This window comes from Acidovorax sp. SRI_002 (genome assembly GCF_057586455.1).
The window spans coordinates 674,562-693,778 of the sequence record NZ_JBYCZW010000001.1 but is presented as its reverse complement, the minus strand read 5'-3'; the positions used below and the strand labels follow the sequence as shown (position 1 = coordinate 693,778).

At 67.1% G+C, this 19,217-nt stretch carries 12 protein-coding genes; all 12 read left to right on the top strand.

All coding sequences use genetic code 11. The annotated features are described in order from the left end of the window. Positions 1 to 19: 19 nt before the first annotated feature. The 12 genes from AC2YJX_RS03050 (at position 20) to AC2YJX_RS02995 (ending at position 19,174) form a co-directional block, all read left to right on the top strand. Positions 20 to 1,873 (top strand): acyl-CoA dehydrogenase, encoded by a 1,854-nt coding sequence (locus AC2YJX_RS03050; RefSeq protein ID WP_487255241.1) that lies wholly within the window; start codon positions 20 to 22, stop codon positions 1,871 to 1,873. Continuing rightward, entirely contained in the window at positions 1,873 to 2,082 is a 210-nt protein-coding gene (locus AC2YJX_RS03045; RefSeq protein WP_121420369.1) for a hypothetical protein, read from the top strand. The genes AC2YJX_RS03050 and AC2YJX_RS03045 overlap by 1 nt, the downstream gene beginning before the upstream one ends. 387 nt (positions 2,083 to 2,469) lie before the next feature. Next, positions 2,470 to 3,261 carry an SDR family oxidoreductase gene (locus AC2YJX_RS03040; protein ID WP_055394014.1) on the top strand — a complete coding sequence of 264 codons (792 nt, stop codon included), beginning with the start codon at positions 2,470 to 2,472 and terminating at the stop codon, positions 3,259 to 3,261. A gap of 146 nt (positions 3,262 to 3,407) precedes the next feature. Then, positions 3,408 to 3,839 (top strand): PaaI family thioesterase, encoded by a 432-nt coding sequence (locus AC2YJX_RS03035; RefSeq protein ID WP_121420368.1) that lies wholly within the window; start codon positions 3,408 to 3,410, stop codon positions 3,837 to 3,839. A gap of 95 nt (positions 3,840 to 3,934) precedes the next feature. Continuing rightward, positions 3,935 to 4,951: an NADP-dependent oxidoreductase gene (locus tag AC2YJX_RS03030; protein ID WP_487255240.1), complete on the top strand. Its 1,017-nt coding sequence runs from the start codon at positions 3,935 to 3,937 to the stop codon at positions 4,949 to 4,951. A gap of 268 nt (positions 4,952 to 5,219) precedes the next feature. Then, a complete protein-coding gene (locus tag AC2YJX_RS03025) occupies positions 5,220 to 5,678 on the top strand; it encodes a GNAT family N-acetyltransferase (protein ID WP_218299891.1) in 459 nt (152 codons plus the stop codon). A gap of 9 nt (positions 5,679 to 5,687) precedes the next feature. Next, entirely contained in the window at positions 5,688 to 7,358 is a 1,671-nt protein-coding gene (locus AC2YJX_RS03020) for an isovaleryl-CoA dehydrogenase (RefSeq protein WP_487255239.1), read from the top strand. Positions 7,359 to 7,388: 30 nt separating this feature from the next. Beyond that, positions 7,389 to 8,321 carry a glutathione S-transferase family protein gene (locus AC2YJX_RS03015; protein ID WP_431149489.1) on the top strand — a complete coding sequence of 311 codons (933 nt, stop codon included), beginning with the start codon at positions 7,389 to 7,391 and terminating at the stop codon, positions 8,319 to 8,321. Positions 8,322 to 8,473: 152 nt separating this feature from the next. Continuing rightward, positions 8,474 to 9,379: an SDR family oxidoreductase gene (locus tag AC2YJX_RS03010; RefSeq protein ID WP_431149488.1), complete on the top strand. Its 906-nt coding sequence runs from the start codon at positions 8,474 to 8,476 to the stop codon at positions 9,377 to 9,379. Positions 9,380 to 9,503: 124 nt separating this feature from the next. Then, a complete protein-coding gene (locus AC2YJX_RS03005; RefSeq protein WP_121506158.1) occupies positions 9,504 to 10,064 on the top strand; it encodes a methylated-DNA--[protein]-cysteine S-methyltransferase in 561 nt (186 codons plus the stop codon). A 162-nt stretch (positions 10,065 to 10,226) separates the two neighbouring features. Beyond that, positions 10,227 to 10,469, top strand: coding sequence for a hypothetical protein (locus AC2YJX_RS03000; RefSeq protein ID WP_436129114.1), 243 nt, complete (start codon positions 10,227 to 10,229; stop codon positions 10,467 to 10,469). A 59-nt stretch (positions 10,470 to 10,528) separates the two neighbouring features. Then, positions 10,529 to 19,174: a glycoside hydrolase family 94 protein gene (locus tag AC2YJX_RS02995; RefSeq protein WP_487255238.1), complete on the top strand. Its 8,646-nt coding sequence runs from the start codon at positions 10,529 to 10,531 to the stop codon at positions 19,172 to 19,174. Positions 19,175 to 19,217 lie beyond the last annotated feature (43 nt).

Here is a 19,217-nt window from a genome sequence, read left to right as displayed (position 1 = left end):
GCCACAAGGAGACCTTCTGATGACCCTGCGTTCCACGCTCGACTTTCTGCTGTATGACTGGCTCGATGCCCAGTCCCTCACGGCCCGCACACGTTTTGCAGACCACTCGCGCGAAACCTTCGATGCGGTGCTCGACACCTGCGAGCGCATCGCACGCGAGAAGTACGCGCCCTTCAACCGCACCGTAGACATCGAGGAGCCACACTTCGACGGTGAAAAGGTCATCCTGCCCCAGGCGACTTACGAGGCGCGCAAGGCCTACGCGGAATCCGGCCTGTTGTCGGCCGCGCAGGACTACGAGGTCGGCGGCATGCAGCTGCCCTATGCCGTCGAGGCGGCCGCCAACAGCTTCTTTGCGGTGGCATCCATCAGCATCGGCTCGAACCTGCTGACTTCGGGCAACGCCAACCTGCTCATGGTGCATGGCACCGAGGCGCAAAAGCAGGTGTTTGCACTCAATGAATTCAACGGGCGTTGGTCGGGCACCATGTGTCTGTCCGAGCCGCAGGCGGGCTCCTCGCTGTCGGATGTGGCCACGCGCGCAGTGCCTGATGGCGATGGCTTCGAGGCCGACCCATTGGGTGCAAGGTATCGCCTCACGGGCAACAAGATGTGGATCAGCTCGGGCGACCATGAGCTGACCGAAAACATCGTGCACCTGGTGCTGGCCAAGATCCCGGGGCCGGACGGCAAGCTGGTGCCGGGCACCAAGGGCATCTCGTTGTTCATCGTGCCCAAGAAACTGGTGGACACCGAAGGCAAGCTCACCGGCGTGCGCAACGACGTGGCGCTGGCGGGCCTCAACCACAAGCTGGGCTGGCGCGGTACCACCAACACGCTGCTTAATTTCGGTGAAGGCAAGTTCCCGGTTGAGGGCAAGGCCGGGGCCGTGGGCTACCTGGTGGGCCAGCCCGGCAAGGGCCTGCACTGCATGTTCCACATGATGAACGAGGCGCGCATCGGCATCGGCATGGCCGCCACCATGCTGGGGCTGGCGGGCTATTACGCCAGCCTGGACTACGCCAAGAACCGGCCCCAAGGACGCCCGGTGCAGGGCCCCAAGGATGGCGCCGCTGCCGTGGTCAAGGACGCCGCCCAGCCCCAGGTGCGCATCATCGAACACGCCGACGTCAAGCGCATGCTGCTGGCCCAGAAGTCGTATGGCGAAGGGGCGCTCGCGCTCAACCTGTTTTGCGCCAAGCTGGTGGACGAGCAGCACACGGGCGACGCGGCGACGGCCGACGAAGCCCGCCTGCTGCTGGAGGTGCTCACCCCCATTGCCAAGAGCTGGCCCAGCGAGTTCTGCCTGGAGGCCAACTCATTGGCCATCCAGATCCATGGCGGCTACGGTTATACGCGCGATTTCCCGGTGGAGCAGTACTGGCGCGACAACCGCCTGAACATGATCCACGAGGGCACGCACGGCATCCAGGCCATGGACCTGCTGGGCCGCAAGGTGCTGATGGAAGGCGGCCGCGGCCTGCAACTGCTGGCCGGGCGCATCAATGCCACCATCGAGCGCGCGATCCAGGTGCCCGCGCTGGCGGCACATGCCAACGCGCTGGGCAAGGCGCTGCAGGACGTGGGCGCCGCCACCAAGGCCGCCTGGGCCACGGGCCAGCCTGCCGATGCGCTGGCCAATGCCGTGCCTTACATGCAGGCCTTTGGCCACACGGTGCTCGCCTGGGTTTGGCTGGACGTGGCCCTGGCCACGCTGGCCCGGGATGCCGATCTGGCCCAGCCCGCGAGCGTGGGACGCATGGGCGGCATGCGCTTTTTCTTCCACTACGAGCTGCCCAAGATCGGTGCCTGGCTGCAGGTGGTGAGCACGCGCGATGCCACCTGCGCGGCCTTCCCTGAAGAGGCGTTTTGATGGCGGCGCAACTGACCCTGCAACGCCTGCACAAGCTCATCTGGCTGCTGATTTACGGCGGGTTGCTCACGCTGATACTGGGCATCGCCACCGCCCGCACCGATGAGGCTCTGGGCTGGAGCCTCATCGTGGGCGGCGGGGTGCTGGCCGTGGTGGGTGTGGTGCTGATCCCGGTGCGGGCCCGGTTGCACACCGACCCCGGCCCTTAGAGCCTGCTCAAAGTCTTTTTGGAGACCGCATTGGAGTGCAATCGGGATGAGTGGATGCTTCGGATGCGCCGCATGGGCTCATGCCCATGCAAGCAGCCGGGGCGTCCAATCGCCCGATTTCACTCCAACCCTTCGGGCAAGTGCCTTGCCGGGCGGTCTACGGCGTTGCGGCGCTTGCCGATAGCACGGGCTATCGGCGGCGCACCGCGCCTTGCATCCCATCCCGGCAAGGCACTTGTGCGGCTCCAGAAAAATTTTGAACAGGCTCTTAGCTGAACACCCGACACCCCCGCGACACAAAGCGCCCGCATTGCATCGCACAATCCTCGGGCGCGTGGGGCAAACACCCAACGACAGATCCATCCAAAACCGAAGGAGACTTTCAGCATGACCCGTACCATCCAACAACTGTTTGACCTCACCGGCAAGACCGCACTGGTCACCGGCGGCTCGCGCGGCCTGGGACTGCAACTGGCCCACGCGCTGGGCGAAGCGGGTGCCAAGATCATGCTCAGCTCGCGCAAGGCGTCTGACCTGGAAGAGGCTGCCGCCGACCTGCAGGCTGCGGGTATCGACGCACGGTGGATCGCCGCTGATTGCGCCAAGGAAGACGACATCCGGCGCCTGGCCGACGAGACCCTGGAGCGCCTGGGCCATGTGGACATCCTCGTCAACAACGCAGGCGCAGCCTGGGGGGCCCCTGCCGAAGACCATCCCGTGGACGCGTGGGACAAGGTGATGAACCTCAACGTGCGCGGTTACTTCATCTTGAGTCAGCACATCGCCAAGCACAGCATGATCGCGCGCCGCAGCGGCAGCATCATCAACGTAGCGTCCATCGCAGGCTTGGGCGGCAACCCCAAGGGCATGAACACCATTGCTTACAACACCTCCAAGGGCGCGGTGATCAACTTCACACGGGCGCTGGCCGCTGAATGGGGCGCGTACAACATCCGCGTCAATGCCATCTGCCCGGGTTTCTTCCCGAGCAAAATGACTGTGGGTACGCTCAAGGCCATGGGCGAGGAAGCGCTGGCCGCCCACGCCCCGCTGGGCCGTCTCGGCGATGATGAAGATTTGAAGGGCCTGTGCGCGTTGTACGCGTCGGATGCGGGCAAGCACATCACCGGCCAATGGCTGGCGGTGGACGGGGGCGTGAGTATCGTCACCGGCGGGTGAGCATCCCCCTGAGGCGCTGCGCTCCTTCCCCCTTCTCTCGGCTTCGCCGGGAAGGAGAACGCAGCCCTCGCTGCGGGGCGGCCCTTGCTCGGCTGCCCTGGTCTGGGCCGCGCCAGTATTTGAGGTTTGTGTTCTGAGGAAATCCCTTGAAAAGTTTCGGTGTCGAAATTCCCTTTGTCCACCACCTGGGCTTCACGCTGCAGCGTATGGAAGGCGGCGAGTCTGAGCTGCATTACGAAGCTCAGCCCGAGCACTTGAACTCGTTTGCCGTGACCCACGGCGGTGCGTCGATGACGCTGCTGGACGTGACCATGGCCACGGCGGCGCGCAGCGAGACGCCCGACATGGGCGTGGTCACCATTGAGATGAAGACCAGCTTCATGCAGCCCGCACGCGGGCCGCTGGTGGCCAAGGGGCGGCTCATTCACCGCACGGCCACCATGGCTTTTACCGAGGGCACGGTGTATGACGCACAGGGCAAGGTGTGTTGCCATGCCACCGGCACGTTCAAGTACGTGCGGCGCCTGCCAGTGGATGGGCGCAATGTGAATGACCTCAAGGTCATTTCCACCGATTGAGTCAAATTTTTAAGTCAAATTGGCCCCTAGCGCTTTATCCATAATCGCTAGCAGCTATTGAATTCATAGTGATAGACATTCCGAAGGAGCCTCTCATGCCACGCAACCAACAAATCGTTCTCGACAACCGCCCCCAAGGCGAAGCCGTGGCCAGCAACTTCAAGCTGGTGGCCACCGACACGCCCGCGCTCAAGGAAGGCGAGGTGCTGGTGCGCCACCACTTTCTGAGCCTCGACCCCTATATGCGCGGCCGCATGAACGAGAGCAAGAGCTACGCCGCATCGCAGGCGCTGGGCGAAGTGATGATCGGTGGCACCGTGGGTGAAGTGGCCGAGAGCAAGCACCCCAAGTACGCCGTGGGCGACAAGGTGGTGGGCATGGGCGGCTGGCAGGAATACAGCGTGGTCAATGCCGATCAGCCCGGCGCGCTGCGCAAGGTCGATACGACCCATGTGCCGCTGTCGCACTACCTGGGCGCCGTGGGCATGCCTGGCGTGACCGCCTGGTACGGCCTGGTCAAGATCATTGCGCCCAAGGAAGGCGACACCGTGGTGGTAAGCGCCGCTACTGGCGCCGTGGGCAGCGCCTTTGCCGCTTTGGCCAAGGCCCGGGGCTGCCGTGCGGTGGGCATTGCCGGTGGCGCCGACAAGTGCAAGTACGCTGTGGAAGAACTGGGCTTTGACGCCTGCATCGACTACAAGGAACACAGCGACGTGAAGGCCATGTCCAAAGCCCTGAAGGAAGCGTGCCCCAACGGCATCGATGGCTACTTCGAAAACGTGGGCGGCTGGATCATGGACGCCGTGATGCTGCGCATGAACGCCTTCAGCCGCATTGCCCTGTGCGGGATGATCGCTGGCTACGACGGCGCACCGCTGCCCATGGCCAACCCCGCGCTCATGCTCATCAACCGCATGAAGGTCGAAGGTTTCATTGTGAGCGAGCACATGGAAGTCTGGCCTGATGCGCTCAAGGAACTGGGCACGCTGGTCGGCACCGGCAAGCTGCGCCCACGCGAGACCATTGCGCAGGGCATCGCCGCCGCGCCCGAGGCTTTCCTGGGCCTGCTCAAGGGCAAGAACTTCGGCAAACAGCTGGTGAAGCTGATCTAAGAACCTGCTCCCGGCCTTTTCATGGGGTGCGCATGACAGCAAACAGTCACGATCTAGGCGTCCACCGCAGCCCATGCTGGCGGCCTGGGCAAGGTGGGCAACGACGAGCGTGGCTGTTTGCTGCCATGCCCTCCGGGTTGCCCCGCAAAGGCAGCGTCTGCTGCGTTGCCCATCCTCGCCGCACATCAGTGCGGCTTTCGGTGGGCGCCTTGCATCCACTGCCTTTGTGGGGCAACGCACCCCATGAAAAGGCCGGGAGCAGGTTCTAATGCGTTGGACCTGGGCCCGCTTCGACGACCTGGGCGTGCACGCCCTGCACGATGCGCTGGCGCTGCGCTGCAAGGTGTTCATCCTGGAGCAGGGCCCTTACCAGGACCCGGACGGGGCGGACAAGCAGTCCTACCACCTGCTGGGCTACGACGAGGCCGGGGTGGCGCAGGCCTGTCTGCGCGTGGTGGACCCGGGCGTGAACTACCCCGAGCCCTCCATCGGCCGCGTGGTCACCGCCAAGGAAGCGCGGGGCAACGGCACGGGCAGGGCGCTGATGGCCGAGGGCATCGCTCGCTGCAGCCAGGCATGGCCGGGGCGGGGCATCCGCATCAGCGCGCAGGCCCATCTGCAGGGCTTCTACGGCAGCCTGGGTTTTGAGGCCGTGTCCGATGAGTACCTGGAAGACGATATCCCCCACATCGAAATGCTGAGACGGGGTGACAGCCCCACTGCCTGAGGAGCCGCCATGACCGCTGCCAGCCCTGCCGTCACCCATGAGGTGTTCAACCAGAGCACGCCCTGGGCCGATGTGAACCTCTTCACCGCCAACCAGCCCTTGCAGGACGCGCTGCGCCTGCATGCCCCCAGCCTGCCGCTGGCGGGCCTCGCGGCGCTGGGCGCGGAGATGGGATCGGCCGAAATGCAGACCCATGCTCGGCTCGCCAACACCTACAAACCCCAACTGCGCACCCACGACCGCTTCGGCCATCGCACCGATGTGGTGGAGTTCCACCCCAGCTACCACGCCCTCATCGGCGCCGCGCTGCGCCACGGCCTGCATGCCACGCCGTGGTCGCGCCAGGACACGGGCCACGCGCATGTGGAGCGGGCCGCAGGCTTCATGCTGTTCACAGAAGCCGAGCCCTCGGTGCTGTGCCCCGTGTCGATGAGCTACGCCGTGACCCCGGCATTGCGAGGCAATTCAGCGGTATGGGCGGACTGGAGCAAGGGTTTGGCGAGCACGCAGTACGACCCGCGCCTCGCGCTGTTCTCGCAGAAATCCGCGCTCACCATGGGCATGGGCATGACCGAGAAGCAGGGCGGATCGGACGTGCGCGCCAACACCACACAGGCTGTGCACGATGGTGAAGACGCCTGGGGCGCGCGCTACCGCATCACCGGCCACAAATGGTTCTTCTCGGCCCCCATGTGCGACGCCTTCCTGATCCTGGCACAGGCACCCGGCGGGCTCACCTGCTTCTTCTTGCCGCGTGTGTTGCCTGATGGTGGCGAAGGCACCGTGAACGCCATCCGCATTCAGCGCCTGAAAGACAAGCTGGGCAACCACGCCAACGCCAGCTCCGAGGTCGAATTTATCAACGCCTTGGCCTGGCGCGTGGGCGAGGAAGGTCGTGGCGTGGCGCAGATCCTGGAGATGGGCACCATGACGCGGCTCGATTGCGCTTTAGGCACCAGCGGCCTCATGCGCCAGGCGCTCAGCATCGCTCTGCACCACACGCGCCAGCGCTCGGCCTTTGGCAAGAAGCTCATCGACCAGCCACTCATGCGCAACGTGCTCGCCGATCTGGCGCTGGAAAGTGAAGCGGCTACCGCTCTCTCCATAAGGCTTGCGAGCGCCTTTGACCACAAAGACAAGAGCGAGCACGAGGCCATCATGGCCCGCCTGCTCACACCCGTGGCCAAGTTCTGGGTGTGCAAGCGCGGCAGCGTGTTTGCGCAGGAGGCCATGGAATGCCTGGGCGGCAACGGCTATGTGGAAGAGGGCGGCGAAGGCGTGATGGCCCGCATCTACCGCGAGATGCCGCTTAACTCCATCTGGGAAGGCGCGGGAAACATTATGGCGCTGGATTTGATGCGCGCCGTGCGCCGCGCCGACACCGCTGCCGCTCTGGACGCCGAACTGGCACCCGCACGCGGCGCCCACCCGGCGCTGGACCGTCTGGCCGGCGCATTGCCCCTGCGCGTGGACGCCATGACCACCGAGGCCGAGGCCCGGCGCCTCGCGCAGGATGTGGCGCTGGCCGTGCAGGCGGCCCTGCTGCTGCGCAGTGCGCCCGGTGCCGTTTTCCGCGCGTTTTGCGACTCGCGCCTCTCCGGCGACTGGGGCTACAGCTTTGGCACGCTGGGCGCGGGTGTAAACCTTGACGCCATCCTGGCCCGTGCGCTCCCGGCCTGATTCACCCTACAGAATTTTGCGGAGAACCCCATGTCCCACCTCATCCTGCACCACTACCCCTCGTCGCCGTTCTCCGAAAAGATCCGCGCGGTGCTCGGCTTCAAGCAGCTGGCCTGGAAGTCCGTGATCATCCCCAGCGTCATGCCCAAGCCCGATGTGGTGGCGCTCACGGGGGGTTACCGCAAGACGCCGTTCTTGCAGATCGGTGCCGACATCTATTGCGATTCGGCCCTCATCTGCGACGTGCTGGAGCATGAACAGCCCGAGCCGGTGCTGTACCCGCCGCACCTCAAGGGCGTGGCGCGTGTGTTTGCACAGTGGGCGGATAGCACGCTGTTCTGGGCCGCCATGGCCTACAACCTGCAGCCCAAAGGCGCTGCGGTGCTGTTTGCCAACTTGCCGCCAGCCGCCGCGCAAGTGTTTGGCGAAGACCGCCGCGAGATGAGCGCGGGCATGCAGCGCCTGCGACCGGCCGACGCGACGGCTGCCTACCGCTCGTACCTGCGCCGCATCGCCCACATGGCCGAGGAGCACGACTTTTTGTTTGGTGCCGAGCCCTGCCTGGCCGACTTTGCCGCCTACCACCCGCTGTGGTTCACGCGCCAGTGTGTGCCGGTGATGGCCGACATCTTTGCCGCCACCCCCGCCGTGCTGGAGTGGATGGACCGCATCGCAGCGCTGGGCCATGGTCGTATGGAAAAGTTCAGCGCTCAGGACGCCATCACGGTGGCTGCGGGCATGGACCCTTTGCCCCTGATGGACGACGTGTTCCAGGACGAACACGGCATCCCGCTGGGCAGCCAGGTCACGATTTCCGCCGAGAGCTTTGGCACGGAGCCCACCGAGGGCGAGCTGATTGCTGCCACCCGCACCCGCTACACGCTGCGGCGTACCGACCCGCGCGCGGGTACGGTGCATGTGCACTTCCCGCGCATTGGGTATGTTTTAAGAGCAACCCCCTGAGCGGCTGCGCCGCTTCCCCCTTCTCTCGGCTTCGCCGGGAAGGGGGACGACGCCCTCGCTGCGGGGCGGCCCTTGCTCGGCGTCCCCGGCGTGGGCCCCGCCAGTTTCAACCCAACGCTCTAAATTGTTACGGACTCAAGGAGACAAAAACCATGATCGACAACTTTTCCGGCAAAACCGCCGTCCTCACCGGCGCAGGCTCGGGCTTTGGCCTGGAATGCGCGCGCATCGGTGCCCGCCTCGGCATGAACCTGGTGCTGGTGGATGTGCAGCAGGACGCGCTGGACGCCGCCGCTGCCGAGATGCAGGCCGCAGGCAGCCAGGTGCTGGCCCGCAAGGTGGATGTATCGAACGCCGCGCAGATGGAACAGCTGGCCGCCGATGTGCAGCAGCGCTTTGGCGCGCCGCACCTGGTGTTCAACAACGCGGGTGTGGGCGCGGGCGGGCTGGTGTGGGAGAACTCCGTCAAGGACTGGGAATGGGTGCTGGGCGTGAACCTGTGGGGCGTGGTGCACGGTGTGCGCCTGTTCACGCCCATGATGCTGGCAGCGGCCAAGGCCGACCCGGCCTGGCGCGGCCACATCATCAACACCGCCAGCATGGCGGGCCTGCTGGCGGCGCCCAACATGGGCATCTATAACGTGAGCAAGCACGCAGTGGTCAGCCTGTCGGAAACGCTGTACCAGGATTTGTCGCTGGTCACTGACCAGATCGGCGCCAGCGTGCTGTGCCCCTTCTTTGTGCCCACCGGCATCAACCAAAGCCACCGCAACCGCCCCGGCGACCTGCCTGCCGAAAAGCCCACCAAGAGCCAGCTCATCGGCCAGGCCATGAGCGACAAGGCCGTGGGCAGCGGCAAGGTGACGGCGGCCGAGGTGGCGCAGAAGGTGTTCGACGCAGCGGCTCAAGGCCAGTTCTACATCTACAGCCACCCCAAGGCCCTGGCTTCGGTGCAGACGCGCATGGAAGACGTGATGATGGGCCGCAACCCCACCGACCCGTTTGCCGCCAAGCCCGAGCTGGGCGCGCAACTGCGCGCGGCGCTGCGGGCCGATTGATGGCGCACGCGCATGCTTTGGTGCCGAAAATATGAGAAAAATTAGCCTATAGCGCTTATCCAGTAAGCGCTGGTAGCTATAAAAAGAGTAGTGAACACCAAACCTGCAAGGAGGGGCCCGCACTGTGCCTGATGCCACCCCTGGCCACGGCCATGCGCTGTTCGACACCGCCATCGGCACCTGCGGCATTGCCTGGGGCCCGGGCGGCATCGTGGCCGTGCAGTTGCCCGAGGCGGATGCCGAGGCGACCCGGGCGCGTTTGCTGCGCAGCCATTCACACTGCGCGCAGTCTGGGGAGCCCCCCGCCCCCGTGCGCAGCGCCATCGAAGGCATCCAGGCGCTGCTGGCGGGGCAACCCCGCGACCTGTGCGAGGTGCCGCTCGACATGTCCGGCATTTCGCCGTTTCACCAGCAGGTGTATGCGATTGCCCGGGCCATCCCGCCGGGCCGCACGCGCACCTATGGCGAGGTGGCCGAACAGATCGGCAGCAAGGGCCTGTCGCGCGCCGTGGGGCAGGCGCTGGGCCTGAACCCGTTTGCGCCCGTGGTGCCGTGCCACCGGGTGCTGGCTGCGGGTGACCGGCCGGGCGGCTTTTCGGCCGGAGGCGGCGCGCTGACCAAGCTGCGCATGCTTCAGATTGAAGGCGCGTGCCCGGGTGGAACACCATCGCTCTTTGATTGGTAACTGATCGTTTCAGTTCTTGGTGGATTGTCTTTGGGCTGAAAAAGGCCTCTCTGGTGGTCTGTTCGACAGCGTACAGACTCGCGGCCCCAGCCCCTTGTACAAGAGGATCAGAGCGCTGCCGCAACGCGGTGGCGCCATTCACTTGTGTACCAGGAGCCGCCTATGTCCCATCCATCCACCCTTGCCTCTGCGTGGGACACGTCTTGCGTCGGGCAGCCGGCAGACGTATCGCTGCTGGAGCTGTCCCACCTGGGTGAGCACTTGGCGCACTGCGGCGCCTTGCGCGGGCCGCTGGACCAGTTGCTCGCGGGTGCTGCATGGCTGCAGACCCTGGTGGCCGAACATGTGGTGACCGTTGCACTCTTGATCACGTTGCTGGTGGGGGTCGTATCGCTGGTGCGATAGGGGGCGCACGCATGGGCTTACGCACACCATGGCCCTGGGTTCCTTCTGCGCTGGACCGCATGCTCGATGCCCGGGCAGGCCTGGTGCTGGACCCCTTGCGGGCCGAAGTGTTTGGCGTGGCCCGCTTCGAAGAGCATGGCAGGCACCTGGGCGCGTCCCACGACGCAGGCAAGGCACCGTTTGGCCGCACCACCTTTTACCCACGCCTGCAGAGCAACATCCGCGCGCTGCGGGCCGCATACCGCTACCTGTTCGATGCACCGCATGACGAGCATGCCATCAGCCCCGCCGCTGAATGGCTGTTTGACAACTTCCACCTGATCGAAAGCCAGCTCAAGGAGATCCGGGCCGGGCTGCCACCGCGTTACTACCGCTCGCTGCCGGTGCTCAAAGACGCCCCGCTGGTGGGCCTGCCGCGTGTGTACGGTGTGGCGTGGTCGTTTGTGGCCCATACCGACAGCGCGTTTGATGAGTCGCTGCTGGTGCACTATCTCAATGCCTACCAGCAGACCCGCGAGCTGAGCCAGGGGGAGCTGTGGGCGTTGCCCACCACGCTGCGTGTGGTGCTGGTGGAGAACCTGCGCCGCTTGGCCGAGCGCCTGGCCAGCCACAAGGCCGCGCAGGAGCTGGCCAGCCTGTGCGCCGCCCGCAGCAAGGACCTGAACGTGTTGACGCTGGATGCCGCCTGCGCAGCCATGGAGCAGCGTGGCGTGGCACCGGTGTTCCTGGCCCACCTGGCGCAGTCGATGATGGGGCGCGGCGTGGTGGGCGGGCATGCCGCTGCAGGCACGCCAACGCCCGTACAGCAGTGGTTGCTGACCGCTGTGCCCGACTTGGTGGCGTTGCAGGCCCAGCAGCAGATCAACCAGGCCGCCGACCAGCTGAGCATGGGCAATGCCGTCACGGCACTGCGGCGGGTGGGCGCGGCCGACTGGTCCGACATCATCAGCCAGACCAGCCTGGTGCTGCGCGCCATGCTGCAGTCGCCCGTGTTCGCGGCCGAAGACGAGTCCACCCGCAACACCACCTTGCATGGCATCGAAAACCTGTCGGCCCGCAGCGGGCAGGGCGAGGCCGCCGTGGCGCAGGCGCTGCTGGTGCTGATGTCGGGTGCCGACGGCGAGCCTCCAGATCATCCGGGAGCTGCGCAGGCCTTGGCAGGCTATTGGCTGCAAGGCGCCGGGCGCAACCAGCTGGAGCATGCCCTGGGTGTGCGCCGACATGCCACCGACGCGGTGGCCCTGTGGCGGTCTGCGGTGGGCCTGTCGCGTGTGCCGCTGTACCTGGGCGCCTTGCTGCTGGGCTCGCTCGGTCTGCTGGCCTGGCTGATGGCGCCCCTGTGGGGTGTGCAGGCGGGGCCCGATACCAGCGCAGCCCATCTTGCGGGCCTGGCGCTGCTCGCCGTCTTGTTGCTGCTGCCGGTGTCCGAGATCGTGGTGGCCGTGGTCAACCGGCTCATTGGCGAATCCGTCCGTCCGACCTACATGCCCCGCTACCTGCTGCCAGCGGGCATTCCGGTATCGGCACGTGTGCTGGTGGCTATCCCGGCCCTGCTCAGCAGCACCGGCACCATCGACCGGCTGGTGCACCGCCTGCACCTGCATTACCTGGCCAACCCCGAGCCCTTTGCGCAATTTGCGCTGCTGACCGACGGTGTGGATGCCGATGTGCAAGACCTGCCCGAAGACGGCGTGCTGCTGGCCCATGCCGAGGGCTTGATGTTGGCCCTGAATGCCCAGCACCCGTCTATCACGGGCGGTGCCCCGCGGTTTTTGCTGCTGCACCGCACCCGCACCTACAGCCCCACGCAGCAGCAGTGGATCGGCTGGGAGCGCAAGCGCGGCAAGCTCGAACAGCTGGTGGCGGCCCTCGCCACTGGCGGGCAAGGCGCCTTCCTGGACTTGGGCGAACTCTCGCACCTGGCACCGCAGACCCGCTATGTGCTCACGCTGGACAGCGATACGCAGCTGCCCCCGGGCCGCCTGCGCAGCCTGGTGGGGGTGGCCGAGCACCCCGAGAACCAGCCCCGGCTGGATGCCACAGGCCAGCGCGTGGTACAGGGCTACGGCATCCTGCAGCCCCGGGTGCTGGCGCCACTGCCCACCGCTGCCACCACCTCGTTGTGGCAATGGCTGTTTGCGGGCCAGCAGGGGCTGGACCCGTATAGCGCCATGACGTCTGACGTGTACCAGGATTTTTTTGCCGAAGGCAGCTTCACCGGCAAGGGCCTGCTGCATGTGGCCACGGTGCACGCCGTGCTGGGCGGGCGCCTGCCGGCCGACCAGGTGCTGAGCCACGACCTGCTCGAAGGTGCGCTGGCACGCTGCGCCGTGGTCAGCGATGTGACGCTGGTGGAGGCGGAGCCCGAACACAGTGACACCGCAGCCGCCCGCCTGCACCGCTGGACGCGGGGCGACTGGCAGCTGTGGCCCTTTCTGGCCCAGGCCCAGCGCTGGGGCCTTTCGCCCGTCAACCGCTGGAAGCTGCTGGACAACCTGCGCCGCTCGCTCGTGGCGCCTGCATCGCTGGTGCTGGTGGTGCTGGCCCTGGCGGGGCTGGGCCTGCCCTTGGCCAGCACGCTGGCGCTGGTGGTGGCGGCCTATGCGGCTGCGCCCTTGATGGGGGCACTTGCGGGCTGGGTGCCCAGCCGTTTTGGGCTGGTCGGCATGCGTTTTGTGCACGAAGCATCGGGCGACCTGTTGAGGGCCCTGGCCAGTGGTGTGTGGCACTTGGCCCTGCTGCCGCAGCAGGCGCTGCTGCTGGGCGATGCCGTGGTGCGCACCGTGCACCGGCAGGCCGTGAGCCGCTGGCATCTGCTGGAGTGGACCACGGCCGAGGCTGCGCAGAACACCCTGATCACAGGCCTGGGCGCCACGCTGCGCAGACACAAGGCGGCACCCTTGCTGGCGCTGGGCTGTGGCGTGGCGCTGTGGGCCGGTGGAACCCAGGCACCCTGGGCCTTGGTGGGGCCGCTGCTGGCGCTGTGGGCGCTGTCGCCGCTGCTGGTGTGGCTGGCCAACCGCGTTCCGTCTGGCCTGGGCAACCCAACACTGTCGGCACAAGACCAGGACCTGCTGCACGGCGTGGCGCGCGACACTTGGCGTTTGTTCGAGCGCTGTGTAGACGCCCCCAACCACCACCTGCCGCCCGACAACCTCCAGACCGCCCCGTATGAAATGGTGGCGCACCGTACCTCGCCCACCAACATCGGGCTGTACCTGCTGAGCGCCAGCTGTGCGCGCCAGTTCGGCTGGATCGGCACGCTGGAGCTGCTCGACCGGCTCGAAGCCACCCTCGTGACCCTGCAAGCCATGGAGCGGCACCGGGGCCACTTCCTGAACTGGTACGACACCGAAACCCTGCAGCCCCTGCACCCGCGTTATGTGTCCACGGTGGACAGCGGCAATCTCTGCGCGCACCTGGTTGCCGTGGCGCAGGCCTGCAGCGCGCTGGCGGCGCAGCCACTGTCACCGCTGGCGGGTGCGCAGGCCATCCGCACCTCGCTGGCTCGACTGCAGCCCCGGCTGGGCGTCCACCACCCGGGCTTGCGTGGGATGCAGCCCTCGTCCGCCTTGAGCCGTCTGCTGGGAATGCGTCTGCCGGACCCGGCGCACCAGCCGGAGGCCACGGCGTTTCGCGCGCTGCTGGCGCAGGCGCAGGACGAGCTGCGCAGCATGGCCCAGCCACGCCACCCGGCCATCGTGCACAGCCCGCCCACGGCGCAGGACGAACTGCTGTGGCTGCTGGCCGACCACCTGGCCACACTGCAGTCGGTGGACCGTGACCAGCAGGCCGCACACAACGGCGGCGCACCCGAGGCCACGCGGCGCCTCATGGGGCTGGCAGAGGCGCTGGATGCCCTGGCCTGGCAGGCCGACTTCCGGTTTCTGTACCACCCCCGCCGGCACCTGTTGCACATTGGCTACCGGGTGGACGAGCAGCAGCTGGACACCTCGTTCTACGACTTGCTCGCGTCCGAGTCGCGCACTACCAGCCTCCTGGCCGTCGCCAAGGGCGACTTGCCCGTCAAGCACTGGGCGGCCCTGGGGCGGCCGTTCTTTGCCAGCGGCCACCATGCGGTGCTGCGCTCGTGGTCAGGCTCGATGTTCGAGTACCTGATGCCCACGCTGGTCATGGACGAGCCGTATCACAGCGCCCTGGGCGAGGCAGGGCGGTCCGCCCTGCGTGAGCATGTGGCGCTGGTGCAGGTCTTGGGCAAAGACATGCCCTGGGGCATTTCAGAATGCGCCTACGCCGGGCGCGACCACACGCTGGCCTACCAGTACGCGCCGCAGGGCGTGCCCCGCTTGGCCTTGCGCCGCACGCCCGTGGGCGAGCTGGTGATTGCCCCCTATGCCACGGCGCTGGCCACCCAGGTGGATGCCCGCGCAGCCTGCGCCAACTTCCGCACGCTGGCCGCACTGTCGGCGCGGGGGCGCTACGGTTTTTACGAGGCGCTGGACTTCACGCCCGAACGCCAGACCCATGGCGAGCGGCTCACGCTGGTCAGCACCTACATGGCCCACCACCAGGGCATGACCATCGTGGCGCTGGCCAACGTGCTGCTCGGTGGCGTTGCGCAGCGCTGGGGCACGGCGCATGCCCGCATCGAAGCCGTGCTGCCGCTGCTGCAGGAGCGCGCCCCGCGCGAGCTGCCCACCTTGCAGGCCACACCGCCGCGCCTGCCGCTGCATGCGCGCCAACAAAAAACGCCCGACCATGTGCGCCCCGTCACCCCGGGCGCCCAGGTCTTGGAGCCCACACACCTGCTGGGCAACGGGCGCTACAGCGTTACCCTGCGCGCCAACGGGGCAGGGTGGAGCCGCTGGCACCAGACGGGCATCACCCGCTGGCGCGACGATGCGCTGCGGGATGCACATGGCAGCTTTCTGTATGTGCGGCAGATGGGCTCCAGCGTGCCCGCGTCCGTCACCAGCCACCCCGCGCCCGATGCGCGTGCCGTGTATGGCAGCATCTTCCACACCGACCGCGTGTGTTTTGACGCACTGTGGCCGGGGCTGCGCGTGCACACCACCGTGTGGGTGAGCCCGGAAGACGACATTGAACTGCGCAAGGTGGTGGTGAGCAACCTGGGAGATGAGGTGATCGAGTTGGAGCTGATTTCGGCCCTGGACATCACCCTGGCCACCCACGCGGCCGACGAGGCGCACCCCGCGTTCTCCAACCTTTTCGTCGCCGCCGACTGGCTGCCCGCACAGCAGGCGCTGCGGTTCATCCGAACGCCCCGGCTGCAGACCGAGACCACCCTGCAGGCTGCGCACTTTGTTGCCGATACTCAAGGGCACGTGCTGGGCCTGCGTTGCCAGACAGACCGGCAGCTCTGGCTGGGGCGCAACCACACGCCCAGCCAGCCGCTGGCCTTGCTCAACCGTGTGCCCGAAGTGCCTGCATCGCTGGACACGGGCCTGGACGCCGTGGCCGCTCTGGGTGTGATGCTGCGCATTGCGCCTGGTGCGCAGGCCTGCGTCACGTTCGCTACGGCGGCATCGCAAGACCCGGCCACGCTGCTGGCCATCATCGACAAGTACCGCCAGCCCACCTATCTGGAGCGCGCTTCGGCCATGTCGGCCACTCTGGCCAGTATCCAGTGGGCATCGCACCGCCCGCACCGCGACTACCTGCCCGCGTTGCAGGCACTGACCACGGCGCTGGTGTTCACGCTGCCCAAGGTCCACACCCCCTACCTGGGCGTGCTGACCGAGGCCCAGGCCGCCCACCCCGTGTGTGACCGGCGCACGCTGTGGCAACTGGGCCTGTCGGGTGACCGGCCCATCGTGTTGGTGATGGCCGGATCGCCCCAGGGCATGGGCTTGCTGCGCACGCTGGCCCAGGCGCTGCGCGAATGGGCGCATGGCGGCGTAGCCTGCGACCTGATGGTGCTCAGCAGCGAATCGCACTCGTACCACATGCCCCTGCTGCGCGAGCTGACGCTGCTGCGCGAACACCACGATGCCGACCTGGCCACACACACCGGCCCGGCGGTGACCAGCCTGCGGGTGCTACGGCTCGATGAGCTGTCGGCTGCGCAGCTGGGCACCTTGGTGAGCCTGGCCCGCATCACCCTGCAGGCCGATGGCCATGCGCTCATGCACCAGGTAAAGGCCTGGGTGGCGGCCCATGGCGTGTCGATGGCCGGCCCTTGGCGCGGCGGCGCCACGGACGAAGTGCTCACGCACCAGGGCAGCACGCGGGTGCCCGCGCCGGTGGGCGGTTTTGCACCGGTGACCGGCACCTTTGGGTTTGATGTGTCGGCAGCGCTGCGGCCTGCCAAACCTTGGGTCAATGTGCTGGCCAATGCCCAGCTGGGGGCCATGGTTTCGGAAACTGGCGCGGGCAACACCTGGGCGCTCAACAGCCGCCTGAACCAGCTCACCGCATGGTCGAACGACCCGGTGGCCGACCCGCCTGCCGAATGGCTGCTGCTGCAGGACCGCCGCACGCGTGAGGTGTGGGGCCTGACGCCCTCGGCCTGGGGCGCGGCCGATGTGGCGTACCGCGTGGAGCACGCCCAGGGCACTACCACCATCCGCCACCGCCGAGGCGCGCTGGAGGTGGAGGTGCGCTGGTGCGTGGACCCCGCCACCGCCATCAAACAGGTGTTTGTGCAGGTGCGCAACCTGGGCAACCGGCGCGAGCACTTGCGCCTGGTGGGCATGGTGGAGTGGATGATGGGCGAAAAACGCTGCGACCGTGCCACGCTGGCCACCGCCCCGTGTTTTGCACCACTGCCCGATGGCCGCTTGCTGGGCCTGCTGTGCACGCAGACCGAGGCGGCCGCAGGCTTGGGTGGGGGCACGGCCTTTTTCTGCGAAGCCTCGGCTGGGCCGGGCACGGACGACCGTGCCAACGACAGCCTGGACTGGACCTGCGACCGCCGCGAGTTCTTCGATGCCCAGGGCGATCTGGTGGTACCCCTGCAACTGGGGCAGCGCAGCGGGTTTGGGCTGGACCCCTGTGCAGCCCTGTCGCGTTTGGTGACCTTGCGGGCCGGGGCGGTTTTCGAGCGCGTGTACCTGATGGGCTACGCACCCACCGAGGCTGCAGCACGCTCGCTGGGCGCCGGGGCCATGGCCGTCGCGGCCCGCACGCGGGAGAAGGCGACCGTCGACCAGTGGAATCTGCTGCTGGGCGCAACGCAGGTGACCACGCCCGACCCGCTGTTCGACGTGTTGGTCAACCGCTGGCTGCTGTACCAGACGGTGTCTTCACGCCTGTTTGCCAAAGCGGGCTTTTACCAGGCGGGTGGTGCCACGGGCTACCGCGACCAGTTGCAGGACGCAATGGCGCTGGCCTGGGCGCAGCCGGGCACCTTGCGCGCGCAGATTGTTCTGTGCGCGTCGCGCCAGTTTGAAGCGGGCGATGTGCAGCATTGGTGGCACACGCCGGGCGGAGCCGGGGTGCGCACGCATTTCTCGGACGACCTGCTGTGGCTGCCCTTTGCCTGCGCGCATTACCTGCAGCGCACGGCAGACCACAGCTTGCTGGAGGAGCAGGTGGCGTTCCTGGAAGGTTCTGCGATCCCCGAAGGGGCGGAAGACATCTACGAAGCGCCCAGCGCCAGCACCACCACGGCCAGTGTTTACGAGCATGCCGCCCGCACCATAGACCGCAGCCTGCGCACCGGCACGCACGGCCTGCCGCTGATGGGCGGCGGCGACTGGAACGACGGCATGAACCGCGTGGGTGATGGTGGGCGCGGCGAATCGGTGTGGCTGGCGTGGTTCCTGTGCGCCATCGTCAGCGACTGGATTCCGATCGCCAGCGATCAGGGCGATCTGGATCGCGTGCAGCGGTGGGACGCTGCCCTGACCGGCTGGCGCGCCGCATTGGAAAACCAGGCGTGGGACGGTGATTGGTACCAGCGCGCCTTTTTTGACGATGGCACGGCACTGGGCTGCCACACGCGGGACGAGGGCCGCATTGACCTCATCGCCCAGGCCTGGGCAGTGCTCTCTGGCGCAGCAAGGCCTGCGCGGCAGCGCCATGCGATGGACGCGGTCGAGGCGCATCTGGTCAACCCCGCAGCAGGCTTGATCCAGCTGCTGGCGCCCCCGCTGCGCCATGCCGAGCCCAGCGCGGGCTACATCCAGGCCTACCCGCCCGGCGTGCGCGAGAACGGGGGGCAATATGCCCATGGCGGCGTGTGGGCGCTGATGGCCGCCGCAGAACTGGCCCTGCAGGAGCCTGAGCACCCCGGTGCGTTCGATGTGCCTTACCGTTACTTCACCTACCTGAGCCCGGCGCACCGGGCCCAGCACCCGGTGTGGGGGCCGGTGTACGCCGTGGAGCCCTATGTGATGGCGGCTGACATCTACAGCCAGCCACCCTATGTGGGGCGCGGCGGCTGGAGCTGGTACACCGGCGCGGCGGGCTGGCTGCACCGGGCGGCGGTGGAGTCCATCGTGGGGTTGCAGATGGGCGCGCAGGAGCTGTTCTTCACCCCTTGCCTGCCATCGCACTGGCCGGGCGCAGAGTTGACGCTGGTGCGCGGTGGGCGCACGCTGCGGTTCCTCCTGGTGCGGATGGCCCCAGGGGCGGAGCCTGCCGCGTTGCCGGACAGTGCCTCATCTGGCGCACGCTGGCTCCAAGTGGGAGAGCGGCTGCGCTGGGTCGATCTCCCTTCAGACCTCTGCTGTGTGATCCCTGTCCGGGGGCAGCCAGACACTGTTGCGGGCGCCGTGTAGCGCGAATGGGCAGAAGTCATTTGGTAAATGTGTGTATGTGCGA

Excerpts from the sequence above, each read along its gene's own strand:
- AC2YJX_RS03030 (WP_487255240.1), top strand. The coding sequence starts at position 3,935 with ATGCCACGCAACCAACAAATCGTTCTCGACAACCGCCCCCAAGGCGAA.
- AC2YJX_RS03015 (WP_431149489.1), top strand. The coding sequence starts at position 7,389 with ATGTCCCACCTCATCCTGCACCACTACCCCTCGTCGCCGTTCTCCGAA.
- AC2YJX_RS03045 (WP_121420369.1), top strand. The coding sequence starts at position 1,873 with ATGGCGGCGCAACTGACCCTGCAACGCCTGCACAAGCTCATCTGGCTG.
- AC2YJX_RS03050 (WP_487255241.1), top strand. The coding sequence starts at position 20 with ATGACCCTGCGTTCCACGCTCGACTTTCTGCTGTATGACTGGCTCGAT.
- AC2YJX_RS03010 (WP_431149488.1), top strand. The coding sequence starts at position 8,474 with ATGATCGACAACTTTTCCGGCAAAACCGCCGTCCTCACCGGCGCAGGC.
- AC2YJX_RS03000 (WP_436129114.1), top strand. The coding sequence starts at position 10,227 with ATGTCCCATCCATCCACCCTTGCCTCTGCGTGGGACACGTCTTGCGTC.
- AC2YJX_RS03020 (WP_487255239.1), top strand. The coding sequence starts at position 5,688 with ATGACCGCTGCCAGCCCTGCCGTCACCCATGAGGTGTTCAACCAGAGC.
- AC2YJX_RS03040 (WP_055394014.1), top strand. The coding sequence starts at position 2,470 with ATGACCCGTACCATCCAACAACTGTTTGACCTCACCGGCAAGACCGCA.
- AC2YJX_RS03025 (WP_218299891.1), top strand. The coding sequence starts at position 5,220 with ATGCGTTGGACCTGGGCCCGCTTCGACGACCTGGGCGTGCACGCCCTG.
- AC2YJX_RS02995 (WP_487255238.1), top strand. The coding sequence starts at position 10,529 with ATGCTCGATGCCCGGGCAGGCCTGGTGCTGGACCCCTTGCGGGCCGAA.